Origin of the sequence: Hymenobacter psychrophilus (assembly GCF_900107135.1) — a bacterium.
Lineage (GTDB): Bacteria > Bacteroidota > Bacteroidia > Cytophagales > Hymenobacteraceae > Hymenobacter > Hymenobacter psychrophilus.
On sequence record NZ_FNOV01000002.1, the window covers coordinates 298,381 to 316,373 of the forward strand.

Annotated in this window: 13 protein-coding genes; 6 read left to right on the plus strand and 7 right to left on the minus strand. The window is 62.4% G+C overall.

The window, feature by feature from the left end:
- Nucleotides 1-555: 555 nt before the first annotated feature.
- Nucleotides 556-1,965 carry a sugar MFS transporter gene (locus BLW21_RS03755; protein WP_092738074.1) on the plus strand — a complete coding sequence of 470 codons (1,410 nt, stop codon included), beginning with the start codon at nt 556-558 and terminating at the stop codon, nt 1,963-1,965.
- A 78-nt stretch (nt 1,966-2,043) separates the two neighbouring features.
- Here BLW21_RS03755 and BLW21_RS03760 read toward each other — a convergent pair whose 3' ends face one another.
- Nucleotides 2,044-2,853: a DUF547 domain-containing protein gene (locus BLW21_RS03760; protein ID WP_092738076.1), complete on the minus strand. Its 810-nt coding sequence runs from the start codon at nt 2,851-2,853 to the stop codon at nt 2,044-2,046.
- Between the two features lie 231 nt (nt 2,854-3,084).
- Between BLW21_RS03760 and murB the strand changes: the two genes are divergently transcribed.
- Nucleotides 3,085-4,113 carry a UDP-N-acetylmuramate dehydrogenase gene (gene murB / locus BLW21_RS03765; protein WP_092738327.1) on the plus strand — a complete coding sequence of 343 codons (1,029 nt, stop codon included), beginning with the start codon at nt 3,085-3,087 and terminating at the stop codon, nt 4,111-4,113.
- A 136-nt stretch (nt 4,114-4,249) separates the two neighbouring features.
- On the plus strand, nt 4,250-6,559 hold the full coding sequence (locus BLW21_RS03770; RefSeq protein WP_139255071.1) for a phospholipase D-like domain-containing protein: 2,310 nt from the start codon (nt 4,250-4,252) through the stop codon (nt 6,557-6,559).
- A 90-nt stretch (nt 6,560-6,649) separates the two neighbouring features.
- Here BLW21_RS03770 and BLW21_RS03775 read toward each other — a convergent pair whose 3' ends face one another.
- Together BLW21_RS03775 and rlmF are read right to left on the minus strand one after the other, a co-directional pair.
- The gene (locus tag BLW21_RS03775) at nt 6,650-6,982 is read right to left on the minus strand and encodes a hypothetical protein (protein WP_092738080.1); all 333 of its coding nucleotides are present in this window, start codon (nt 6,980-6,982) and stop codon (nt 6,650-6,652) included.
- Nucleotides 6,983-7,082: 100 nt separating this feature from the next.
- Nucleotides 7,083-8,024: a 23S rRNA (adenine(1618)-N(6))-methyltransferase RlmF gene (rlmF, locus tag BLW21_RS03780; protein WP_092738082.1), complete on the minus strand. Its 942-nt coding sequence runs from the start codon at nt 8,022-8,024 to the stop codon at nt 7,083-7,085.
- A gap of 461 nt (nt 8,025-8,485) precedes the next feature.
- Between rlmF and BLW21_RS03785 the strand changes: the two genes are divergently transcribed.
- Both BLW21_RS03785 and BLW21_RS03790 read left to right on the plus strand, forming a co-directional pair.
- Nucleotides 8,486-9,907: a phytoene desaturase family protein gene (locus BLW21_RS03785; RefSeq protein WP_092738084.1), complete on the plus strand. Its 1,422-nt coding sequence runs from the start codon at nt 8,486-8,488 to the stop codon at nt 9,905-9,907.
- Entirely contained in the window at nt 9,900-10,724 is an 825-nt protein-coding gene (locus tag BLW21_RS03790; protein ID WP_092738086.1) for an alpha/beta fold hydrolase, read from the plus strand. The genes BLW21_RS03785 and BLW21_RS03790 overlap by 8 nt, the downstream gene beginning before the upstream one ends.
- Before the next feature lie 146 nt (nt 10,725-10,870).
- On the opposite strand, the gene BLW21_RS03795 is transcribed toward BLW21_RS03790, so the two are convergent.
- The 4 genes from BLW21_RS03795 to BLW21_RS03810 all read right to left on the minus strand — a co-directional run bounded on the left by BLW21_RS03795 (nt 10,871) and on the right by BLW21_RS03810 (nt 16,971).
- Entirely contained in the window at nt 10,871-12,013 is a 1,143-nt protein-coding gene (locus tag BLW21_RS03795; protein ID WP_092738088.1) for an FAD-dependent monooxygenase, read from the minus strand.
- Between the two features lie 211 nt (nt 12,014-12,224).
- A complete protein-coding gene (locus BLW21_RS03800; protein WP_092738090.1) occupies nt 12,225-14,651 on the minus strand; it encodes an endonuclease MutS2 in 2,427 nt (808 codons plus the stop codon).
- Nucleotides 14,652-15,079: 428 nt separating this feature from the next.
- Nucleotides 15,080-15,838, minus strand: a complete 759-nt coding sequence (locus BLW21_RS03805; protein WP_092738092.1) for a TIGR02757 family protein — start codon at nt 15,836-15,838, stop codon at nt 15,080-15,082.
- Nucleotides 15,839-16,002: 164 nt separating this feature from the next.
- Nucleotides 16,003-16,971, minus strand: a complete 969-nt coding sequence (locus BLW21_RS03810) for a LysM peptidoglycan-binding domain-containing protein (RefSeq protein WP_092738094.1) — start codon at nt 16,969-16,971, stop codon at nt 16,003-16,005.
- Between the two features lie 197 nt (nt 16,972-17,168).
- On the opposite strand from BLW21_RS03810, the gene kdsB reads away from it, so the two are divergent.
- The gene (gene kdsB, locus BLW21_RS03815) at nt 17,169-17,915 is read left to right on the plus strand and encodes a 3-deoxy-manno-octulosonate cytidylyltransferase (RefSeq protein WP_092738096.1); all 747 of its coding nucleotides are present in this window, start codon (nt 17,169-17,171) and stop codon (nt 17,913-17,915) included.
- The last annotated feature ends 78 nt before the right edge of the window (nt 17,916-17,993 follow it).

A 17,993-nucleotide genomic window follows, 5' to 3' on the forward strand; every position in this document is an offset into this window, starting at 1 on the left:
GCCGCCGTCTTCACTTCGCAGTTCCTGACGCGGCCGGTGGTGAAGGCCACGGAGTGCGAATAAGTTATAAAAGCTCGTGCTCAATGAAAAGCAAGTCTCAACCCCTCGATAACTCCTTCGGCTTTACAGCAGGTGCCTTGCTGCTCTATTTCTCTTGGTGGCTTTACGTTGTACATTTTCTTTACTGGAAGGACTATGGTAACGACTACGCAGCAGCTACCGCGTCACTGGGTATAGGTTTCGTTACAATTGCGTTGACGACTATTTATGAAATCGGCTTCCTCGTAGCGGCTATTAAATCCACGCCTAAACGGCCTTTTTATTTAGTTGTATCCTTGGTTTTACTACTGCCAATAGTTTGCATTTGGCTATTCGAAACATATGGCCGGAAGTAGCAGGAAGTGAACAATATGCAGAATACACTATAACCCATTGCGGGCAGAGACCTCAAGCTGGCTAGTCCATTCAGTTGGATTTCCCTCCCGCTGCACTTCTGCCAAAAACTCCGTAGCATTGCTTAGCCGGCCTGTGCGCCGGCTTTTTCCTTTCCCGCATATGGCCGCTCCCCTCGCCTCTTCTCCTGCTACCGCTACCGCCCCGGCCGCCACCCGCTCCTACGTGGGCCCGATGGTGCTCATGACCACCCTGTTCTTCCTGTTCGGGGCCGTCACGAACTTCAACGACGTGCTCATGCCCTACCTCAAGGACGTGTGCCAGCTCACCGATTTCCAGTCGACGGCCGTGCAGTCGGCTTTTTTTGGGGCCTATTTTCTGATGTCGCTGCCGGCCGGGCGGGTGCTGGAGAAGCTGGGTTTCCAGCGCGGCATTGTGCTGGGGCTGCTCGTGATGGCCTGCGGGGCGTTGCTGTTCGTGCCGGCCGCCAACTCGCGCACATTCGGGCTGTTTCTGCTGGCGCTGAGCTTCCTGGGGGCCGGCATTACGCTGTTGCAGGTGGCGGCCAACCCCTACGTGAGCGTGCTGGGGCCGGCCCGCACCGCCGCCAGCCGCGTGAGCATCGTGGGCGTGGCCAACGGGCTGGGCGGCACGCTCTCGCCCCTCATCGGCGGCCTGATTCTGTTCGGGGGCTCCACGGTGCTCAAGGCCCAGCTGGCCCAGCTGCCGCTGGAGCAGCGCCTGAACGAGGAAGCCGCGCTGGTAAAACCGCTTTATATAGGCTTGGCCGTATTTCTGGCTGTGCTGGCGCTGCTGTTTTTCGTGGTGCGCCTGCCCGAAGTGGAGAGCCTGCCCGCCGATGAGGACGCCGCCACCGCGCAGGCCGTCGCCGAAACCGGCCGTTCGTCGGCCCTCAGCTTCCGCCACCTGACGCTGGGCGTTGTGGCCATTTTCGTATACGTGGGCGTCGAAGTGGGCATCGGCTCGTTCATCATCCGCTACGGCGAGGCCCAGAATATCGCCCAGCTCAGCGGCTTTACGCAGGAGCTGGTGCGCATCCTCAGCCTGGCCACCAACTGGGCCGCCGCGCTGTTCGGCAACACGCCCGAGGCCATCGACACCTCGGCCGGCTTCACGAAGGCGGTGGGTGCGGTGCTGGTGGCCTCCTACTGGTTTGGCGTGATGGTAGGCCGCATCATCGGCATTCCGCTGCTCAGCCGCTTCGATGCCCGCAAGCTGCTGGCCGGCGTGTGCGCCGCGGGCGTGGCGCTGGTTACGCTCTCCATTTTCAGCCAGGGCGAAACCGCCCTGTGGCTGGTGGTGCTCTGCGGCCTGTGCAACGCCATTATCTGGCCCGTAGTGTTCCCACTGGCCATTACCGGACTGGGCCGCTTCACCAAACAAGGCTCGTCGTACCTGATTATGGCCATTGTAGGCGGAGCCATCATCCCCCCGCTCATGGGCCTGATTGCCACTCACGGCGGTGGCCTGCGCGTAGCCTTCGTGCTGCCAGTGCTCTGCTACGCCTACCTGCTGTTTTACGCGTTGAGCGGTTACCGGGTGGTTAGATGAGCTGTTGATTAAGAGAACGTCATTCTTCGCTTCGCTCTGAATGACGTTCTCGCAACTATGAGCTAACAGCTTATTCCGTTACTGCTCATTCAGGCTCCAGTTGTATTCTTTGTAGCTGATTTTCGCGTTGGGGTCGATTTTCTGCTTGGCGTAGCGGTTCACGGCATCCTGGATGGAGGTGCTGCCGTTCTTCTCGAAATCCTTGGGATAGAAGCTGTAAATGGCCGACAGCGTGGGCTGGCCAGCAGGCGTGAGGTCGTTTTTCTGGGGGTTGTTGATGAAGTCGCGGCCCTGCTCGGCCAGCTGCTCCTGCACGGTGCGGCCCACGAAGGCTTCATTGCGCAAGCGCGGGCACGACATGGCGGCGCACACCAGTGCGTAGTGAATCCGGTTATCATCAAACTGCTTGCGGATAATGCGGTGCTCGATGTCATTGAGCGTGTAGCGCTTGCCGCCAAGCGAGATAAAATCCTGGTCCCAGACGGTGTCGACGAAGATTTTGTCGCCGCCCAAATCCTTGATGCTCTTTACCGGGTAGGCCCGGATGATGCGTTGCACCGTGAAGGCGTTGTAGGCGTTAATCCAGTAGGCCAGCTTCTCATCGGCGGGCGATTTCTTGGCCGGCAGATTGTCGCTGAGCGTTTTGAGGTAGGAATTCAGCGCGGCGCTGTCCTGCCGGAAGCCCTTGTAGTTCACCATTCCCTGGTCGTCGACGTACTTTTTGAGCAGCCCGTCCCAGGCCGAATGGTCGAGAGTGGGTCCGTCCTGGGAAGTCGGGTTGAGCGGAATCAGGTAGCCGACGTAGCCGCAACCGGCGGAAGCCAGCGTGCCGGCGGCCAGCAGAGTGCCCAGAGCCAGGCGGGAAGTGAAGCGGGAAATAGGCTGCATATCGGAAGGAAAGGTTCGGTGAAGTGGCCGGCTGGTGGTGCCGGGCTGGCATATACGGAGTTACTAGGCATATCAGTTGCCGGTTACCGGCCGGGAGTACCGGGGCTGAGGCCCTGGGCTAGTCAGCGTTTCAACTAACCCGCTACGTAGCCCAGGGCTTTAGCCCTGGGACTCTGGGCCGGCAACTCCCAACTAATGTACCTTTGGGCTCTCACCGTTTCGCCCGCTGTTATGAGCCCCGCCCCTGTTCTCGAAGCCCATGTTTCGCTCCGCCCCTACAACACGTTTGGCCTGGAGGTAACGGCCCGCTGGTTTGCCCGCTTTGCTTCGGTTGAGGAGCTGCGGGCGCTGCTGACGCTGCCCGAGGTGCAGGCGGCCGAAAAGCTCATTCTCGGGGGTGGCTCCAACCTGCTGTTCACCCGCAACTTCGAGGGCGTGGTGCTCAAAAACGAAATCCGGGGGCTCGAAGTGGTGGACCAGGATGAGGAAACGGCCCTGGTGCGGGCGGGCGCCGGCGAAAGCTGGCACGCGCTGGTGCAGTACGCGCTTGGCCAGGAGCTGAGCGGTATCGAAAACCTGTCGCTGATTCCGGGCACGGTGGGCGCGGCCCCGCTGCAGAACATCGGCGCCTACGGGGCCGAGCTGAAGGATACCTTCGAGCAGCTGGAGGCCCTGGAGCTGGCTACCGGTCGGCTGCGCACATTTTCGGGGCCCGAGTGCGGCTTCGGCTACCGCGAAAGCGTGTTCAAGGGGCCACTCAAAAATCAGTTCATCGTCACCAGCGTGCTGCTGCGGCTGCACCGCCAGGCCCAGCTCAACGTGCGCTACGGCGACATCCAGACCACGCTGCAGGACATGGGCATTGAGGGCGACCCGACGCCGCGCCACATCAGCGAGGCCGTCAGCAGCATCCGCCGCAGCAAGCTCCCCGACCCGGCCCAGATTGGCAACGCGGGCTCGTTCTTTAAAAACCCCGAGGTGTCGCAGGCCAAATTCGACGAGCTGAAAGGCCAGTTTGAGGGCCTGCCGGGCTACCCCGTGCCGGGCGGCGTGAAGGTACCCGCCGGCTGGCTCATCGAGCAGTGCGGCTGGAAGGGCCAGCGCCGCGGCCCCCACGGCGTGCACGACCGGCAGGCGCTGGTACTCGTCAACCACGGCGGGGCCCAGGGCCAAGATATCCGCGACCTAGCCTACGAAATTATTGCCTCGGTGCGTGAGAAATTCGGCATCGAGCTGCACCCCGAAGTGAACATTATTTAGCCGCGGCCCGCTGGGTTCGGGCATCATGCAATCTTCAGCCGGCGGGTTCGTTTTTTACTGCTGGATTCAAGACCTTTGTCCAAAACTGCCAGTACGCGGTTTTCTTTTCCCCACCCCTTTTTTTGCTTTTCGTTTGATGAAAAAATTACCCTTGCTGGCGTTATTGCTGAGCGTGGCCGGCTGGCAGTCGGCGCAGGCGCAAACTGCTATTACCATCGGCGCGGCCCGGGCCCAGGCGCCAACTTTCAACACCTCGGGAGCCACCGTTACGCTGCGTGGTATCGTTACCAACGGCGCCGAGCTGGGCGCCATTCGCTACATGCAGGACGGCACCGGCGGCATTGCCGTGTATTCGGCCACCCAGCTTGGCGCCGTAGTAGCCGGCGACTCGATTCTGGTTACCGGTGTGCTCAAGGATTTCCGGGGGCTGCTCGAAATCGACCCTATTACCTCGCTCGAAGTGGTAGCCGGCAACCGGCCGCTGCCGAAGCCCGTCGAGTTTTCGGTGGCTACTGCAACGGCCGCTTACGCCGAGCAGTACGAGGGCCAGCTGGTGAAACTGGTAAACGCCACCACCGTAACAACTGTTGCGGGCGCGCCGGTATCGGCCTTTTCGGCCAACACCTCTTACCGCGTGAGTGGCAACGCCGCCACCGTGATGTACGTGAACCGGGCTTCCGACGGCCCCGACGGACTGGTGGGCAAACCCTCGCCTACCGGCGTTTTCGATGTGGTCGGCATCATGAGCCAGTTCACCAACACGGCCCCGACGGGCGGCGGCGCCGCGGCTGGCTACCAGCTGCTGCCGCGCCTCTACGCCGACTTCCGGCAGGGCAACACGCCTAATTTCCTGGCTACCCCCTACCCCACCAACATCAGCACCACCGGCTTCACGGTAAACTTCGTTACCCAGAACGCTGGCAGTACCAAACTGGAGTACGCCACCAGCCCCGCCGGCCCGTTTACGGCCGTCGATAACGCCGCCAGCACCACCAGCCACCGCCTTGCCCTCACGGGTTTGCTGCCAGCTACCATCTACTACGTGAAGGCCAGCAGCACCAACGCCGTGGGACTGTCCGAGTCGCGGGTAGTACCCATGATTACGGCGTCGCGCTCGACGGGCAAGATGCGCACCTACTTCACCAACCCCGTGAATACGGCGCTGGCCCTGCCCGGCAACGCGGCCCTGTACCTGCCCAACGGCGCCATGGCCGACACGGTAGCCCGCTACATTGGCCGGGCCAAGCAGACGCTCGACATTGCCATTTACAACTGGAACAGCCCCACGATTGTAGCCGCTGTGAATGCCGCCAAAACCCGCGGCGTGGCCGTGCGCGTTATCTACGAGAACGAAAATGCCAACGTCAGCCTTTCCAACCTCGACCCGGCCGTGCCCCGCATCGGCCGCCAGACGCTGCAGAACATCATGCACAACAAGTTTGTGGTGATTGACGCCAACAGCGCCGAGCCCAACCAGCCCTGGGTCTGGACCGGCTCGACCAACTGGACGGCCGCCCAGCTCAGCACCGACCGCAACAACTCCATTGCCGTGCAGGACCAGTCGCTGGCCCGCACTTACACCGTCGAATTCAACGAAATGTGGGGCGGCGGCACCCAGGCCACGGCCCTGTTCGGCTCGCGCAAAACCGACAACACGCCCCACTACTTCAGCATTGCGGGCAAGCAGGTGGAGTCGTGGTTCTCGCCCACCGACAACGTGAACGGCCGGCTGATTGAGGCCATCCAGACGGCCGACAGCGACCTGCACATTGCTACCATGCTGCTCACCCAGACGGATATCGGCAACGCCATTGCCAACCAGATCCGGGCCAAGAACATGGCCGGCTGCTCGGAGATGGTGATGAACTCGATTCAGGCCAACTCCGCCGCGCAGGACATCTTCGACAACATTAAAACCGTGCTCGGCCAGCGCCTCATGATCGACAAGCAGTCGGGCATCATGCACCACAAGTACGCCATCATCGATGCCACGGCGCCACAATCGGACCCGCAGGTGTTCGTGGGCTCGCACAACTGGAGCCTGTCGGCCAACACCGAAAACGATGAAAACACGCTGATTGTGCACGATGAGCGCATTGTCAACCAGTACTACCAGGAGTTTGCCCAGCTGATTGCCAACCAGAACAACGGCGTGCAGGTGTGCAACCTGGTACTGGCCACCAAAAACGCCAGCATCCAGCGCAGCAGCGTGCAGGTGTACCCCAACCCCACCAGCGGCAAGTTCCGCCTGCGGGTGCAGACCGGCGCCGCCCGCACCGCCCGCGTAGTGCTGCGCGACGCCACCGGCCGCGTGGTGCTCGACCAGACCCAGCCCCTCAACGGCCAGGACGTGAGCGTAGACGCCTCGGGCCTGAAAGCCGGCCTGTACATGGTGCAGCTGGTAACGCCCGAAACCACGCAGATCAGCCGCGTGGTAGTGGAGTAGGTTGCCAGAAGTGAGAAGTCAGACTTCTCATCCCCTCTTCTGACGTAAAAAAGAGGCGGCTCCCGAAATTCGGGAGCCGCCTCTTTTAATTTACCATTGATCGGCCTTAGCCTGTGCCCGGGCTTCGCCTTTGCGTTTTCTTATCCAGAAATAGATAGAGATATTCAGCAGCAGTAAACTAGTTGAAATACCCTTTATCCAAGGAACAAACGTGTCTAATTCGATATCCTCCGCAAACCCCAGCAAAAACAGCGTAATCAAATATAAAAGCGCAAAAATCACTAGGCAGCTGAAGTGCTTGGTGATATAATGGAGCAAGGTTAGTAACAGCAGGAAGAAAGCAATACAAATACTAGGAATTACAGCTAAAAAACCGTAAAAAACGCCGTAATCAGGATCTAGAAGTAAGACAGCATAGAGCATATTTACTTTGCTAATAAAGGTTGAGCTAATTCAATCCGCAGCCGGCGAAAGCTAATTGACCCAAGTTGCGGATTAGAGTTAATAAGACCTTATTTATTTTCTAGGAGTCGACCTTAACTTTCCAGCGCCGCGCGGCCCACTCCTGGCGTTGCTCGGGTGTCTGGAAGGTCCAGGCCACGATGCGGCTGATTTTCTGACCCTGCTTCATCTCGATGGTGCGGGTTTCAGGCGAGCCGGCCAGCTTGAGGAAGTGGTAGATGCTGGGCAGGGTTTCCTTTTTGGAGATGAGCGTGCTGAACCACAGCACCCGCTCGCGCACGCCCACGCTCTGGGCCACCATACGCTTCAAAAAGCCCTCTTCGCCGCCCTCACACCACAGTTCCGTATTCTGCCCCCCGAAGTTGAGCACCGGCGCACCACTCGTTTTGGGGTAGCCCAGGTTGCGGCCCTTGCGACGGCTGCCGCTGGCGGCCTCCTCGGCCGAGGAATGGAACGGCGGATTGCACACCACCAAGTCAAACTCCTCCTTGGGCTTCACGATGTCCTCGAACACAAAAGCCAGGTGGCTTTGTGCCCGCAGCTCCACCCGGTTCGTCAGTGCCGGGTTAACCGCCACCATACTTTTGGCTGCTTTCAGGGCTACCGAATCGGTTTCGGAGCCCACAAAGCGCCAGCCGTAGGCTTTACTGCCGATGATGGGGTACACGCAGTTGGCGCCCACCCCGATATCGAGCACATGCACGGCTTTGTCGGTGGGCACGGTGCCCGCGTTATCAGTAGCCAGCAGGTCGGCGGCGTAGTGCAGGTAGTCGGCGCGGCCGGGAATGGGCGGGCAGAGGTAGCCGGCCGGCACGTCCCAGTGCTGCACGTCGTAGTGCTGCCGCAGCAGCGCCTGGTTCAGGGCCTTTACGGCGGCGGGGTTGGCGAAATCGATGCTATTGTCGCCGGCCGGATTGGACACCACGAAGGGCGCAAGCGCGGGGCTGGCGGCCGTGAGTTGCGCGAAATCGTAGCGGCCGTTGTGGGGGTTGCGAGGATGCATAATCACAGATGTTGCAGATGGCACAGATGGCACAGATTCGTTCTGCTGTTACCAATTAGCAAATAACACACATTCTAGGTCGCCTACAGTGGTTGTCCGGTTTCGCAATCTGGATTAACGCCTTAATCTGTAGGACCAGAACGAATCCTTTTTCGTCCGTACCATCTGCAGCCTATACAGTTACAGCGGTTATCCGGCTTTGCAATCTAAGCTAGTGCTGCGTCAGGGAAGTTTCTTGCCAAAAAAAGCGAGACTTCTCGACCAATTCGGAATAAGATTCCGACACGGCACTAGCAACGGCTGTCACCGCATTTTGAGTTTTCGGTGCAAAACAAGTACGTAGCGCCTCTCGAGGCTCGTAAAATCAACGGCGGACGGATGCCGGTTCCTTTTACCGCTATGTTTGTGGTTCAGTACCGTGGCTGTGCCAACCAGCCGTGCCCACCTTCTTCTTTGTCGATATGCTACCCTCTGCCTGCGCCAAAATCATCGTAATCGGGGCCGGGGTAGGGGGGCTGAGCGCCGCCATCCGGCTGGCGCGGCAGGGGCACGCGGTGCTGGTGCTGGAGGCGCGGGCGCAGGCCGGCGGGCTGGCGTCCGGCTTCACGGCGGGCGGCTTCATTTTCGATGCCGGCCCCTACATCCTGCTCGACAAGCCGGGGTTGGAGTGGGCGTTCGACCACCTCGGCATTGCGCTCGATGCGCTGCCGCTTACGCCTATCGAGGCCGTGTACCACGTGCTGCACGAGGACGGTACCACCACCGCCTTCGACCGCAGCCTGGAGGCCACCGCGGCGGCTTTCGAGGCCCAGTACCCCGGCAGCGGGGCGCAGTACCAGGCCTTCGTGGCCCGCACCGGGGCCATTCACCGCAATGTGCAGCCGCTCACGTTTCACTCGCACCCTGGGGTGTGGGATGTGCTGCGCAACGGCTCGCTGGGCAGCGTGCCCTTCATGCTCAGCTCGTTGGGTGGCGTGCTGGAGAAGTCGGAGCTGCCGGCGCAAGTGCGGGCCGGCATCGGCATCTGGACGCACATTGCCGGGCAGCCCATGGCCCAGGCCCCCGCCCCGATGGCCTTCGTGCCCAGCCTGTTTCACGGCGTGGGGGCCTTCCTGCCGCGCGGCGGCATGCGCGCCGTGCCCGAGCTGCTGCTGGCCACCGCCCTGGCCGTCGGCGTGGAGCTTCGCTTCAATACCAAGGTGGCTGGCATCCGGGCCCCGCACGGCACGGCCACGGGGGTGGTCACGGTGGCGGGCGAGGAGCTGCCGGCCCGGGCAGTACTCTCCGATGCCAGCGGCATTGGCACCTACGTGGAGCTGGTGAAGGATTTTCCTGAAGCGCAGAAAGAGAAGCTCAGGCAGTTGCCGCTGCAATCGCCGGGCACCTGCGTGTACCTGGCGGTGCGGGGCCGCCGGCCGCCGTACTACGTGCGCTTCAAGCTGCGCGGCCAGGGCTGCACGGCCTTCGTGCAGCCCGGCCTGCTGGCTCCCGAGCTGGCGCAGGACGGTTGGTTTCCGGCCCGCCTCATCTCCCCGCTGGCCCACCCCGAAGCCGCCCGCCTGGGCCCCGAGGGCCAGCAAAAGCTCCTAGATGAGCAGCTGGCCGAGCCCTGGTGGCAGGAAGGCATCGACGAATACCAGGTGCTGCACCGCCGCACCACCTTCGAGTGGGGCCGCGACTACCACCTCTACCGCGACAGCATGAACCCCGTGATGACGGCCCAGCTCATGCGCAAAGGCCGGCTGGCCCACCGCAGCCCCACCATCAAAAACCTGTACCTGACCGGCAGCTCCACGCACCCCGGCCAGTGGGTGAGCTTCTGCGCCATTGCCGGCATCCTGGCCGCCGACAGCCTCACCCACGACCTGCCCGCCCATGCTTGACACCACCCTGGAAACCGTGCAGGGCCACCGCGTGCGGGTAGCCCGCCTGGGCCAGGGCGAAGCCGTGGTGCTGCTGCATGGCTACCCCGACAACCTCCAGGTTTTCAGCCGAATCGCGCCCGCTCTGGCGGTCGATAAGCAGGTCATCGCCTTCGACTGGCCCGGCCAGGGCAACAGCGCCGCCTGGCCCGGCGGGGTCACGCCCGTGGTGCTGGCCCGCCACCTGCTCACGCTGCTCGACGCCTGGGGCCTGCCCAAAATCCACCTCCTTGGGCAGGACATGGGCGGGCAGCCGGCGCTGGTGTTCGCGGCCGCCTACCCCGAGCGCATCCACAGCCTAGTGGTGATGAACTGCCTGGCCGACGGCAATACGTCCACGTCCTGGGAAATCCGCTGGCTGCGGCGGTTCGGGCTGAACAAGCGGCTGCTGAGGCACCTGCCGTGGCTGGTGTTTCAGCGGGCGGTGCACACGTTTCTGCCCTGGGGCCGGCCGGGCCTGTCGGCCGCGCTGCAACGGGAAATGTGGCAGACGTTCCGGCAGCCGGCCGTGCGCGAGGTGGTGGTGCGCATGTGCGCCGGCTACGAGGCGCAGCTGCCGCGCCTGCCCGCCCGCTACCAGCAGGTGCAGTGCCCCACGCTCATCCTCTGGGGCGAAAAGGACAAGCACTTCCCGCCCTCACAAGCGCGGTTTTTAGCTGCGCAAATCCCCCATGGCCAACTTGAAATCATTCCCGGCGCATGGCATTGGATGGTGCTGGCCCAGGCCGATGAGGTAGTGGCACGCATCCGAAAGTTTTATGGGGCGCTGTTGTTGTAAAAGGGCCAGATTGAGGTAGAGACGCCTAGTGGCGTCTTGTCGTTGAATGGCTTGCACATGTAACATCCGACGATTCCGTTCAACCGAAGGCCAGCGGAGCGAACGACGAGACGCCACTAGGCGTCGCTACACCGTTCCACCAACTGCTAGTAATTCAGCGCATACACCGCGCAAAACTGCCGCTCCGTGACCCACTGCGGGGTGGCGCGCATGGCGGCGTTGCGGAGCGCCCCGACGTTGCCGGTCAGGTAGCCCACGCGGCCCAATAGCCGGGACATTTGCACGATGTGGCGGGCCTTGGCGTGGCGCAGCGCCCGCAGGGCGGCGAAGGCCTGGGCGGGCGTATCCGGGTGCTGTTGTAGGCTGAGGGCCAGGGCGAAAGCATCCTCCACGGCCTGGCAGCCGCCCTGGCCCATGTAAGGCGTGGCGGCGTGCGCCGCATCGCCAATCAGGCCGATGCGGCCCCGGTGCCAGTGGGGCAGCGGGTCGATGTCCATGATTTCGTTTTTGAGGATGGCCGACTCCCTCGCCGCCGCCAGAATGGCCCCCACCGGGTAAGCAAACTCCGCGAAGGCCGCCTGCAGCCGCTTCAGCAGCCCGGCCCGCTCCCCGCCAAACGTGCCCGGCACCGCCGCAAACCAATCCACCACCCCATCGGCAATTTCGGAGAAGCCGAACCGCAGCCCGCCCATCCAGGCCTCCCGAATGGCCTTTTTAAAATGCGCATCGAGGTGAATTTCCGACATGCCGCGCCATACCAGATGCCCCTTGCCGGCCGGCCGCCGCCCCGGAAACAGGTGCTCGCGGATGGGCGAGTGAATGCCATCGGCCCCCACCACAAACGCTCCGCGCAGCGTGCTGCCGTCGGCAAACGTCACGCTCACGCCCTCGTTATCATCCACCAGTCCCACGCAGACTTTGCCCAGCCGCACCTGGGCCGGGTCTATCTCGGCCAGCAGCAGCTGTTGTAGCGTGGCCCGCCGGATGGCCGTGGTGCCGTGCCCAAACCGCTGCCGGATGCGCGCCTGGTCGGTGCGCATGATGGGCCGCATCTGCCCATCCACCACCTCAATGGCCGTCAGGGGCACGCCTCCGGCGTTTATTTTGGCCGCCACGCCCAGCCGCTCGAACACCTGCATGGCGTTGGGGGCCATCCAGATACCGGCCCCGAGCGGTAGAATCTGCGGGGCCGCCTCGCACACAATGGCGGCAATGCCGCGCTGCTGCAGCGCGATGGCCGCCGTCAGCCCCGCAATTCCGCCCCCAATGATGATGCCCGATAGCTGCATGTAGTGCGTCTGCGTGAGGTGCTAAAGGTAGGCGGGTACTGGCATTTCCTGGCAGAGACCCATACCATAATCCCTCGCCACTTGATGCGCCGAATCCGTTGGCAAAGGACGTGCTTTTGGTTAAGGAATTCGCCTGACTAAGCACTAGCGCCCGAATCGGTGGTACCAGAACGAATCTGTGCCATCTGTGCCATCTGCAGCATCTGTGATCCTACTTCAACACGGCCACCGTCACGCCGTCGCCGCCGCGGTCGGCGTGTTCGTCGGCTACGCTGGCTACTTCGCGGGCGCGGTGCAGGTAGTCGCGGGCAATCTGGCGCAACACGCCGTTGCCGCGGCCGTGCAGGATTTTGATTTCCGGAATGCCCAGCATGATGGCGTCATCCACGTAGCTGCGGATTTTGGTGAGGGCGTCTTCGGCCCGCTCGCCGCGCAAGTCCAGCGTGGGGTTGAAGCTGGCCATGCGGCTGGTGGTATTGAAGCCCCCGGAGCCGGCGTACTGGGCCGGGGCCAGCCGGGCCGCCTTCTTCTCCCGCTCCCGAATCTCGGAGCGCGTCAGCTTTTCGAGCTGACCAATCTTGACGATGGTTTTCATACCGCCAAACGACACCTCGGCCGTTTTGCCCTTCACGGCCATAATTTCGCCGTGGCCCTCCTGGCCCAGCAGGGCCACTTTGTCGCCCACTTTAAGGGTAGCGGCGTCGGCCAGCTCGCGGGTGGCGCGGGCCTTGGGCGGCTCCATCTGCAGCTTCTCGCGCACGAAGGTGTCGAGCTTGCCGCGGGCCTCCTTGGTGCGCTCCTTGTCGGCCTGGCCCAGGCGGATTTCCTGGATGGTGGCCTCGATTTGCTGGTTGGTGTCGCGTAGCAGCATCTTGGCCTGAGCCTTGGCGGCGCGTAGCGTTTCCTGGCTGGTGTCGTCGAGGAAGCGTTTGAGGTCCTGGTATTCCTGGGCGGCTTTTTTCAGGCGGCGCTCGGCTTTGGCGGCTTCGGCGGTGTGGTGCTCCAACTCGGTTTTCTCCTTTTCGAGGCCTTCGAGCAGCTGGTCGTAGCGGATTTTATCCTTGCCCACGAGCTGGCTGGCCCGCTCCACAATCTGCCGGGGCAGACCAATCTTGCGGGCAATTTCGATGGCGAACGAGGAGCCTGGCTTACCGATTTCGAGGCGGTAGAGGGGTTGGAGCTTGTCAGGGTCGTAGCGCATGGCCCCATTCACGATACCGGGCGTGCGCTCGGCGTAGTTTTTCAGGTTGGTGTAGTGGGTGGTGATGACGCCGAAAGCGCGGGCGCGGTTGAGCTGCTCCAGCACGGCCTCGGCAATGGCCCCGCCCAGGCTGGGCTCGGTGCCGGTACCGAATTCGTCAATCAGCACCAGGCTGCACTTGCTGGCCAGCGTCACGAACTGCTTCATGTTGAGCAAGTGCGACGAATACGTACTCAGGTCGTTTTCCAGGCTCTGCTCATCACCAATATCGATGAACACATCATCAAACATGCCGGCCTCCGACTTCTCGCCGGCCGGAATCAGCAGCCCGCACTGCAGCATGTACTGCACCAGCCCCACCGTTTTCATGCTCACCGACTTACCGCCGGCGTTGGGCCCCGAAATCAGCAGGATGCGCTGCTCGGGCGTCAGCTCAATATCGAGCGGCACCACTTCGCGGGGGTCGTCTTTGGCGTGGGCCAGGAAGGTGAGGTAGAGCAGCGGGTGGCGCACCTGCTTCCAGCGCATCATGGGCTGCGGGTGCAGCACGGGCAGTGTGGCCTCGATGCGGCGGGCCAACTGAGCCTTGGCGCGAATGAAATCGATGAGGCCCAGATACTGGTAGGCCTTGCGCAGGTCCGGAATGTGGGGGCGCAGCTGGGCCGTGAGCTGGGTGAGAATGCGCATCAGCTCGCGCTGGTAAGCATTGTCGAGGTCCTTGATGTCGTTGTTGAGCTCGAACACGGCCTCGGGCTCGATGTATACCGTCTGGCCGGTGGCCGACTCGTCATGAATCAGGCCCTTCACGCGGCGCTTGTGCTCGGCCACCACCGGCAGCACCAGCCGTCCGCCCCGGATGGTGGGCTCGGCGCCCTCGGGCACCCAGCCCTGCTGGCGGGCGTGGCGCAGGATGCTACCAATCTGCTTGCGCAGCATCATCTGGCGCGAAATCAGCTCCTGGCGCAACTGGCGCAGCAGCGGCGAAGCGTCGTCGCGCACCTGGCCCTCGTCGTCCACCACCTTGTCCATGGCGGCCAGCAAGTTACGGTCGACCTGCACACCGATGCCCAGCAGGCGCAGCGTGGGGTACAGGTCGTCCTCGGCTCGCGAGAAAAACGTGAGGGCCTCGCGGATGGTGCGCAGGCTCATCTTGATGGCGAAGAACGCCGACACGTCGAGGTAGGAACCCGGCAGGTTGGCCCGCACCAGGTACTGGTTTACATCGTGGTAGTGGCTGCTCGGGAAATCAACGCCACTGTTGAGCAGCTGGCGGAACTCGTCGGTTTGCAGCAGCAGCTTCTGCAGGGTCTCGGCCTGCGTCTGAAAGCTCATCTTGCCGACAAAATGACGGCCCAGGCCGCTTAGGCACAACTCGTTAAGCATGTCCCGCAGTTGGGAGAAGCCGATTTTCTGCTCGAAATTCTGGGGAAGAATCAAATTGGGTGCTAGGTAGTAGGTACTGGGTAATTGGATGGCAGTGCGAAGGTAAACAGCAAATGGCCCAGGAAAGATTCGCTGAATTTGCAAGCTCCACTGTGACCTCTAGTTACGCTCTCCTTTTTCTGCGCCCATCCCACCAGCGCCATAAATACGCCAAGAAGTTACCGTATGTCAGCACTACTAATAGCACTGACTTCTCTGGATCGAGACCATGTGTGAGCAGATACCAGCTAAAATACACCAGCATAACTAATATCAGCCAGCCCGCTACATTTCCTATTGGCCTTTCAAAGAAAGATTTCTCGCGCTGGATGTTCACTATTGGTTTCTCTTTAACGGCGTCAGGCGCTGGTGGTAGCTGATTTTGGTACGGATGCTGGTTCTCCGAGTCCATTACTAAATATACTTTTAAGATTTATACGGCATTACATCTCCCCTTCCACGCCCAGGCCAAACAGCGCGAAATCGTACTTCACGGGGTCGAGCGGGTCGAAGGTGCGCAGGTGGGCCGTCAGCTCTTCGGCGGCCAGCCAATCGACCTGCTTGCGCTCCAGCAGGCCCAAGCGGCGGGCCACGCGTTCGACGTGCACGTCGCAGGGGCAGATGAGGTCGGCGGGCGAGAGGCGCGTCCAAAGGCCGAAATCCACGCCGTGCTCATCGGGGCGTACCATCCAGCGCAGGTACATGTTCAGGCGCTTGCAGGCCGAGCCACGGGCGGGCGTGGCCACATGTTTGCGGGTGCGCTGGGGCGCGTCGTCGAGGCTGAAGAACAGGGTGTGGAAGTTCTCCAGCCGATGCTTTTGAGTAGCGCCTTGCAGGAAAGCGTCTTCCAGCGACGCGTGCTGGCCGTAGTACCAGCGCAGCCAGTGCACGAAATACAGCAGGTCGGTGTCGCAGAACGTGCGGTGGCAGAAGCCCAGCAGGCGCTTCAGGTCGTCGTCGTGGTGCTGGGTGATGAACTGGTGGGGCGCGTTATCCATGCGCTGCAGCAGCTCCCGGCACTTGCTGATGATAGTGGGCCGCCGCCCCCAGGCCAGCACCGCCGCAAACAGGGCGCTGATTTCCACGTCGGCCCGCGCCGAGAACTGGTGCGGAATGCTGACGGGGTCGAGGGCAATAAAGCCGGGCTGGTCGTAGCGGCGGTACTTCTCGTCGAGCAGCGCCCGCACCTGGGCGTGGTTCATGCAGTAGTGTGATGGAATAGCAGCACACCCAGAACGTCATTCTGAGCAGCGCGAAGAATCTCGCGTGCTGACGTTGTGGTGGACTTACCTTAGTTACTTTGGCACGCGAGATTCTTCGCGCTGCTCAGAATGACGTTCTGGGCGGTATAACGCTCACTACCAGCCTACGGCACGTAGCTGGTTTCTACGCGGAAGCGCTGGTCGGGGGTGGCCAGGCGCTGCACGGCGCGCTTGGAGAGGCGCAGCAGCACCTTGTCGTTTTCGCCGGTGTCGGGCAGGCGGCCGATAACGCGCACGTACACCGCCTGGCCGTTCATGATGTTGCGCACCTCCATGATGGTGCCCACGGCGGCCGTTTTGTGCAAGGCCAGGTATTTGTCCGAGGCATCGGTGGGGATAACCATGGCCAGACCGCTTTCCGTGACGCGGCGGCTGGCTTCGTTGACGCGCACCGGGGCGGGTGCCTCTTTGGCGTCGGCGGGCTCGGGCGTAACGGCCGGCGAAGTGGCTTCGTCGCGGGCCTTTTCGCGCTCGGCGTCGCGGGCCACGGCTTTCTCGCGGGCCGTGGGCTTGGTGGCGGCCACTACGGGGGCGGCAGGGCCAGCCGCACCGGTGGCGGGCGCCGACACAATAATTACTTCGCCCACCCGCACGCTGTGGTCGGCGTCGAAGCCGTTGAGACGGGCCAGCTCGGCGGGCGTGGTCTGGAAGCGGCGGGCAATGGCGTAGAGCGTCATGCCGGGCGTTACTTTGTACACGCGGTTGCCGCTGGCGTCGGTGGCCAGCGCGCGCGTGGCAGCCGATGCGGGCGCGGCCACTGCTACGGGGGCCGCGGGCCGGGCTGGAGTCGCAGGCGTGAGTACCACCCGGGTGCGCGGAATGAGCACTATCTGGCCCATGTTAAGCTGCCCCTTCTGGCCCGAATTAGCCTCCACAATGTCCTCGACGGGCACTTTATAGCGGCGGGCGAGGCCGTAAATGGTTTCGCCGGCCGTTACGCGGTGGCGAATCAGCAGCTTGTTGTTGCGGTATTCCACCCCGATGGAATCGGGCGGAGCCACCGGCGCGGGAGCCGCCCACGCGGAAAAGCCGGAGAGGACAAGGGCGGCGGTCAGCAACGAAAATCGGGACATAAGAAAGCAGAACACGAAGCGGATAAGCGGGCCGAAACCAACGCAGCCGCATAAACTTTGCCTAAAGTTACGGATTCGGGCTTTAGTACCGCCCCCGTAGCCTGTAATCCGGTTATTTTGGGGCCGCCCGGCACCATGCGGCTGGCAATTCGCCGCATTTGCCGTTTCTTGCGCTTCGCCTTTTTCACTCCATCCCTATGCTTGCCATCGGCATCATTCCCGCCCGCTACGCCTCCACCCGCCTGCCCGGCAAGCCGCTCATCGACCTCGGTGGCCAGACCATGATAGAACGCGTGGTGCGGCAGGCCCAGCAGGCCAACCTGCAACGGGTGGTAGTAGCCACCGACGACGAGCGGATTCTGGCGCATGTGCGCGGCTTCGGCGGCGAGGCCGTGCTCACCAGCCCCAACCACCCCAGCGGCACCGACCGCGTGCGCGACGCCTACGAGCAGCTGGGCATCACGGCCGATTGCGTCGTCAACATCCAGGGCGACGAGCCCTTCATTCATCCCGACCAGATAAACGCGCTGCTGGCCCTGTTTGCCGACCCCGCCACGCAAATCGGGACGCTGGTAAAGCCGGTTGTCAGCGAGGAGGAGCTGTTCAGCCCGCACCTGCCCAAAGTGGTGCTCGACAGCCGGGGGCGGGCGCTGTATTTCAGCCGCCACCCCCTGCCCTACCAGCGCCAGCACGCGCCCACCGAGTGGCTGGCCTACCATTGCTACCTGCGCCACATCGGCCTTTACGCCTACCGTCCCGACGTGCTGCGCGCCCTCACCCAGCTGCCGCCCTCGCCCCTGGAGCTGGCCGAAAGCCTCGAACAGCTCCGCTGGCTCGAAGCCGGCTACCCCATCCAAACCGCCGAAACCGAGCTGGAAACAATTGGTATTGATACGCCGGAAGACGTGGAGCGGGCGCTACGCTTGATTGAAGCCAGGAGGTAAAGGGAGCAAATAAAACCGACTGTTATCCTGAGCAGCGCGAAGGACCTATACAGAAGCTACTATCAGATAATAGCCTCC

What these genes read in the sequence shown, in the direction of transcription:
- BLW21_RS03775 (WP_092738080.1), bottom strand. Translation starts at nt 6,982, where the DNA reads ATGCTCTATGCTGTCTTACTTCTAGATCCTGATTACGGCGTTTTTTAC.
- BLW21_RS03785 (WP_092738084.1), top strand. Translation starts at nt 8,486, where the DNA reads ATGCTACCCTCTGCCTGCGCCAAAATCATCGTAATCGGGGCCGGGGTA.
- rlmF (WP_092738082.1), bottom strand. Translation starts at nt 8,024, where the DNA reads ATGCATCCTCGCAACCCCCACAACGGCCGCTACGATTTCGCGCAACTC.
- BLW21_RS03760 (WP_092738076.1), bottom strand. Translation starts at nt 2,853, where the DNA reads ATGCAGCCTATTTCCCGCTTCACTTCCCGCCTGGCTCTGGGCACTCTG.
- BLW21_RS03795 (WP_092738088.1), bottom strand. Translation starts at nt 12,013, where the DNA reads ATGCAGCTATCGGGCATCATCATTGGGGGCGGAATTGCGGGGCTGACG.
- murB (WP_092738327.1), top strand. Translation starts at nt 3,085, where the DNA reads ATGAGCCCCGCCCCTGTTCTCGAAGCCCATGTTTCGCTCCGCCCCTAC.
- BLW21_RS03770 (WP_139255071.1), top strand. Translation starts at nt 4,250, where the DNA reads ATGAAAAAATTACCCTTGCTGGCGTTATTGCTGAGCGTGGCCGGCTGG.
- BLW21_RS03755 (WP_092738074.1), top strand. Translation starts at nt 556, where the DNA reads ATGGCCGCTCCCCTCGCCTCTTCTCCTGCTACCGCTACCGCCCCGGCC.
- BLW21_RS03790 (WP_092738086.1), top strand. Translation starts at nt 9,900, where the DNA reads ATGCTTGACACCACCCTGGAAACCGTGCAGGGCCACCGCGTGCGGGTA.
- BLW21_RS03810 (WP_092738094.1), bottom strand. Translation starts at nt 16,971, where the DNA reads ATGTCCCGATTTTCGTTGCTGACCGCCGCCCTTGTCCTCTCCGGCTTT.
- BLW21_RS03805 (WP_092738092.1), bottom strand. Translation starts at nt 15,838, where the DNA reads ATGAACCACGCCCAGGTGCGGGCGCTGCTCGACGAGAAGTACCGCCGC.
- kdsB (WP_092738096.1), top strand. Translation starts at nt 17,169, where the DNA reads ATGCTTGCCATCGGCATCATTCCCGCCCGCTACGCCTCCACCCGCCTG.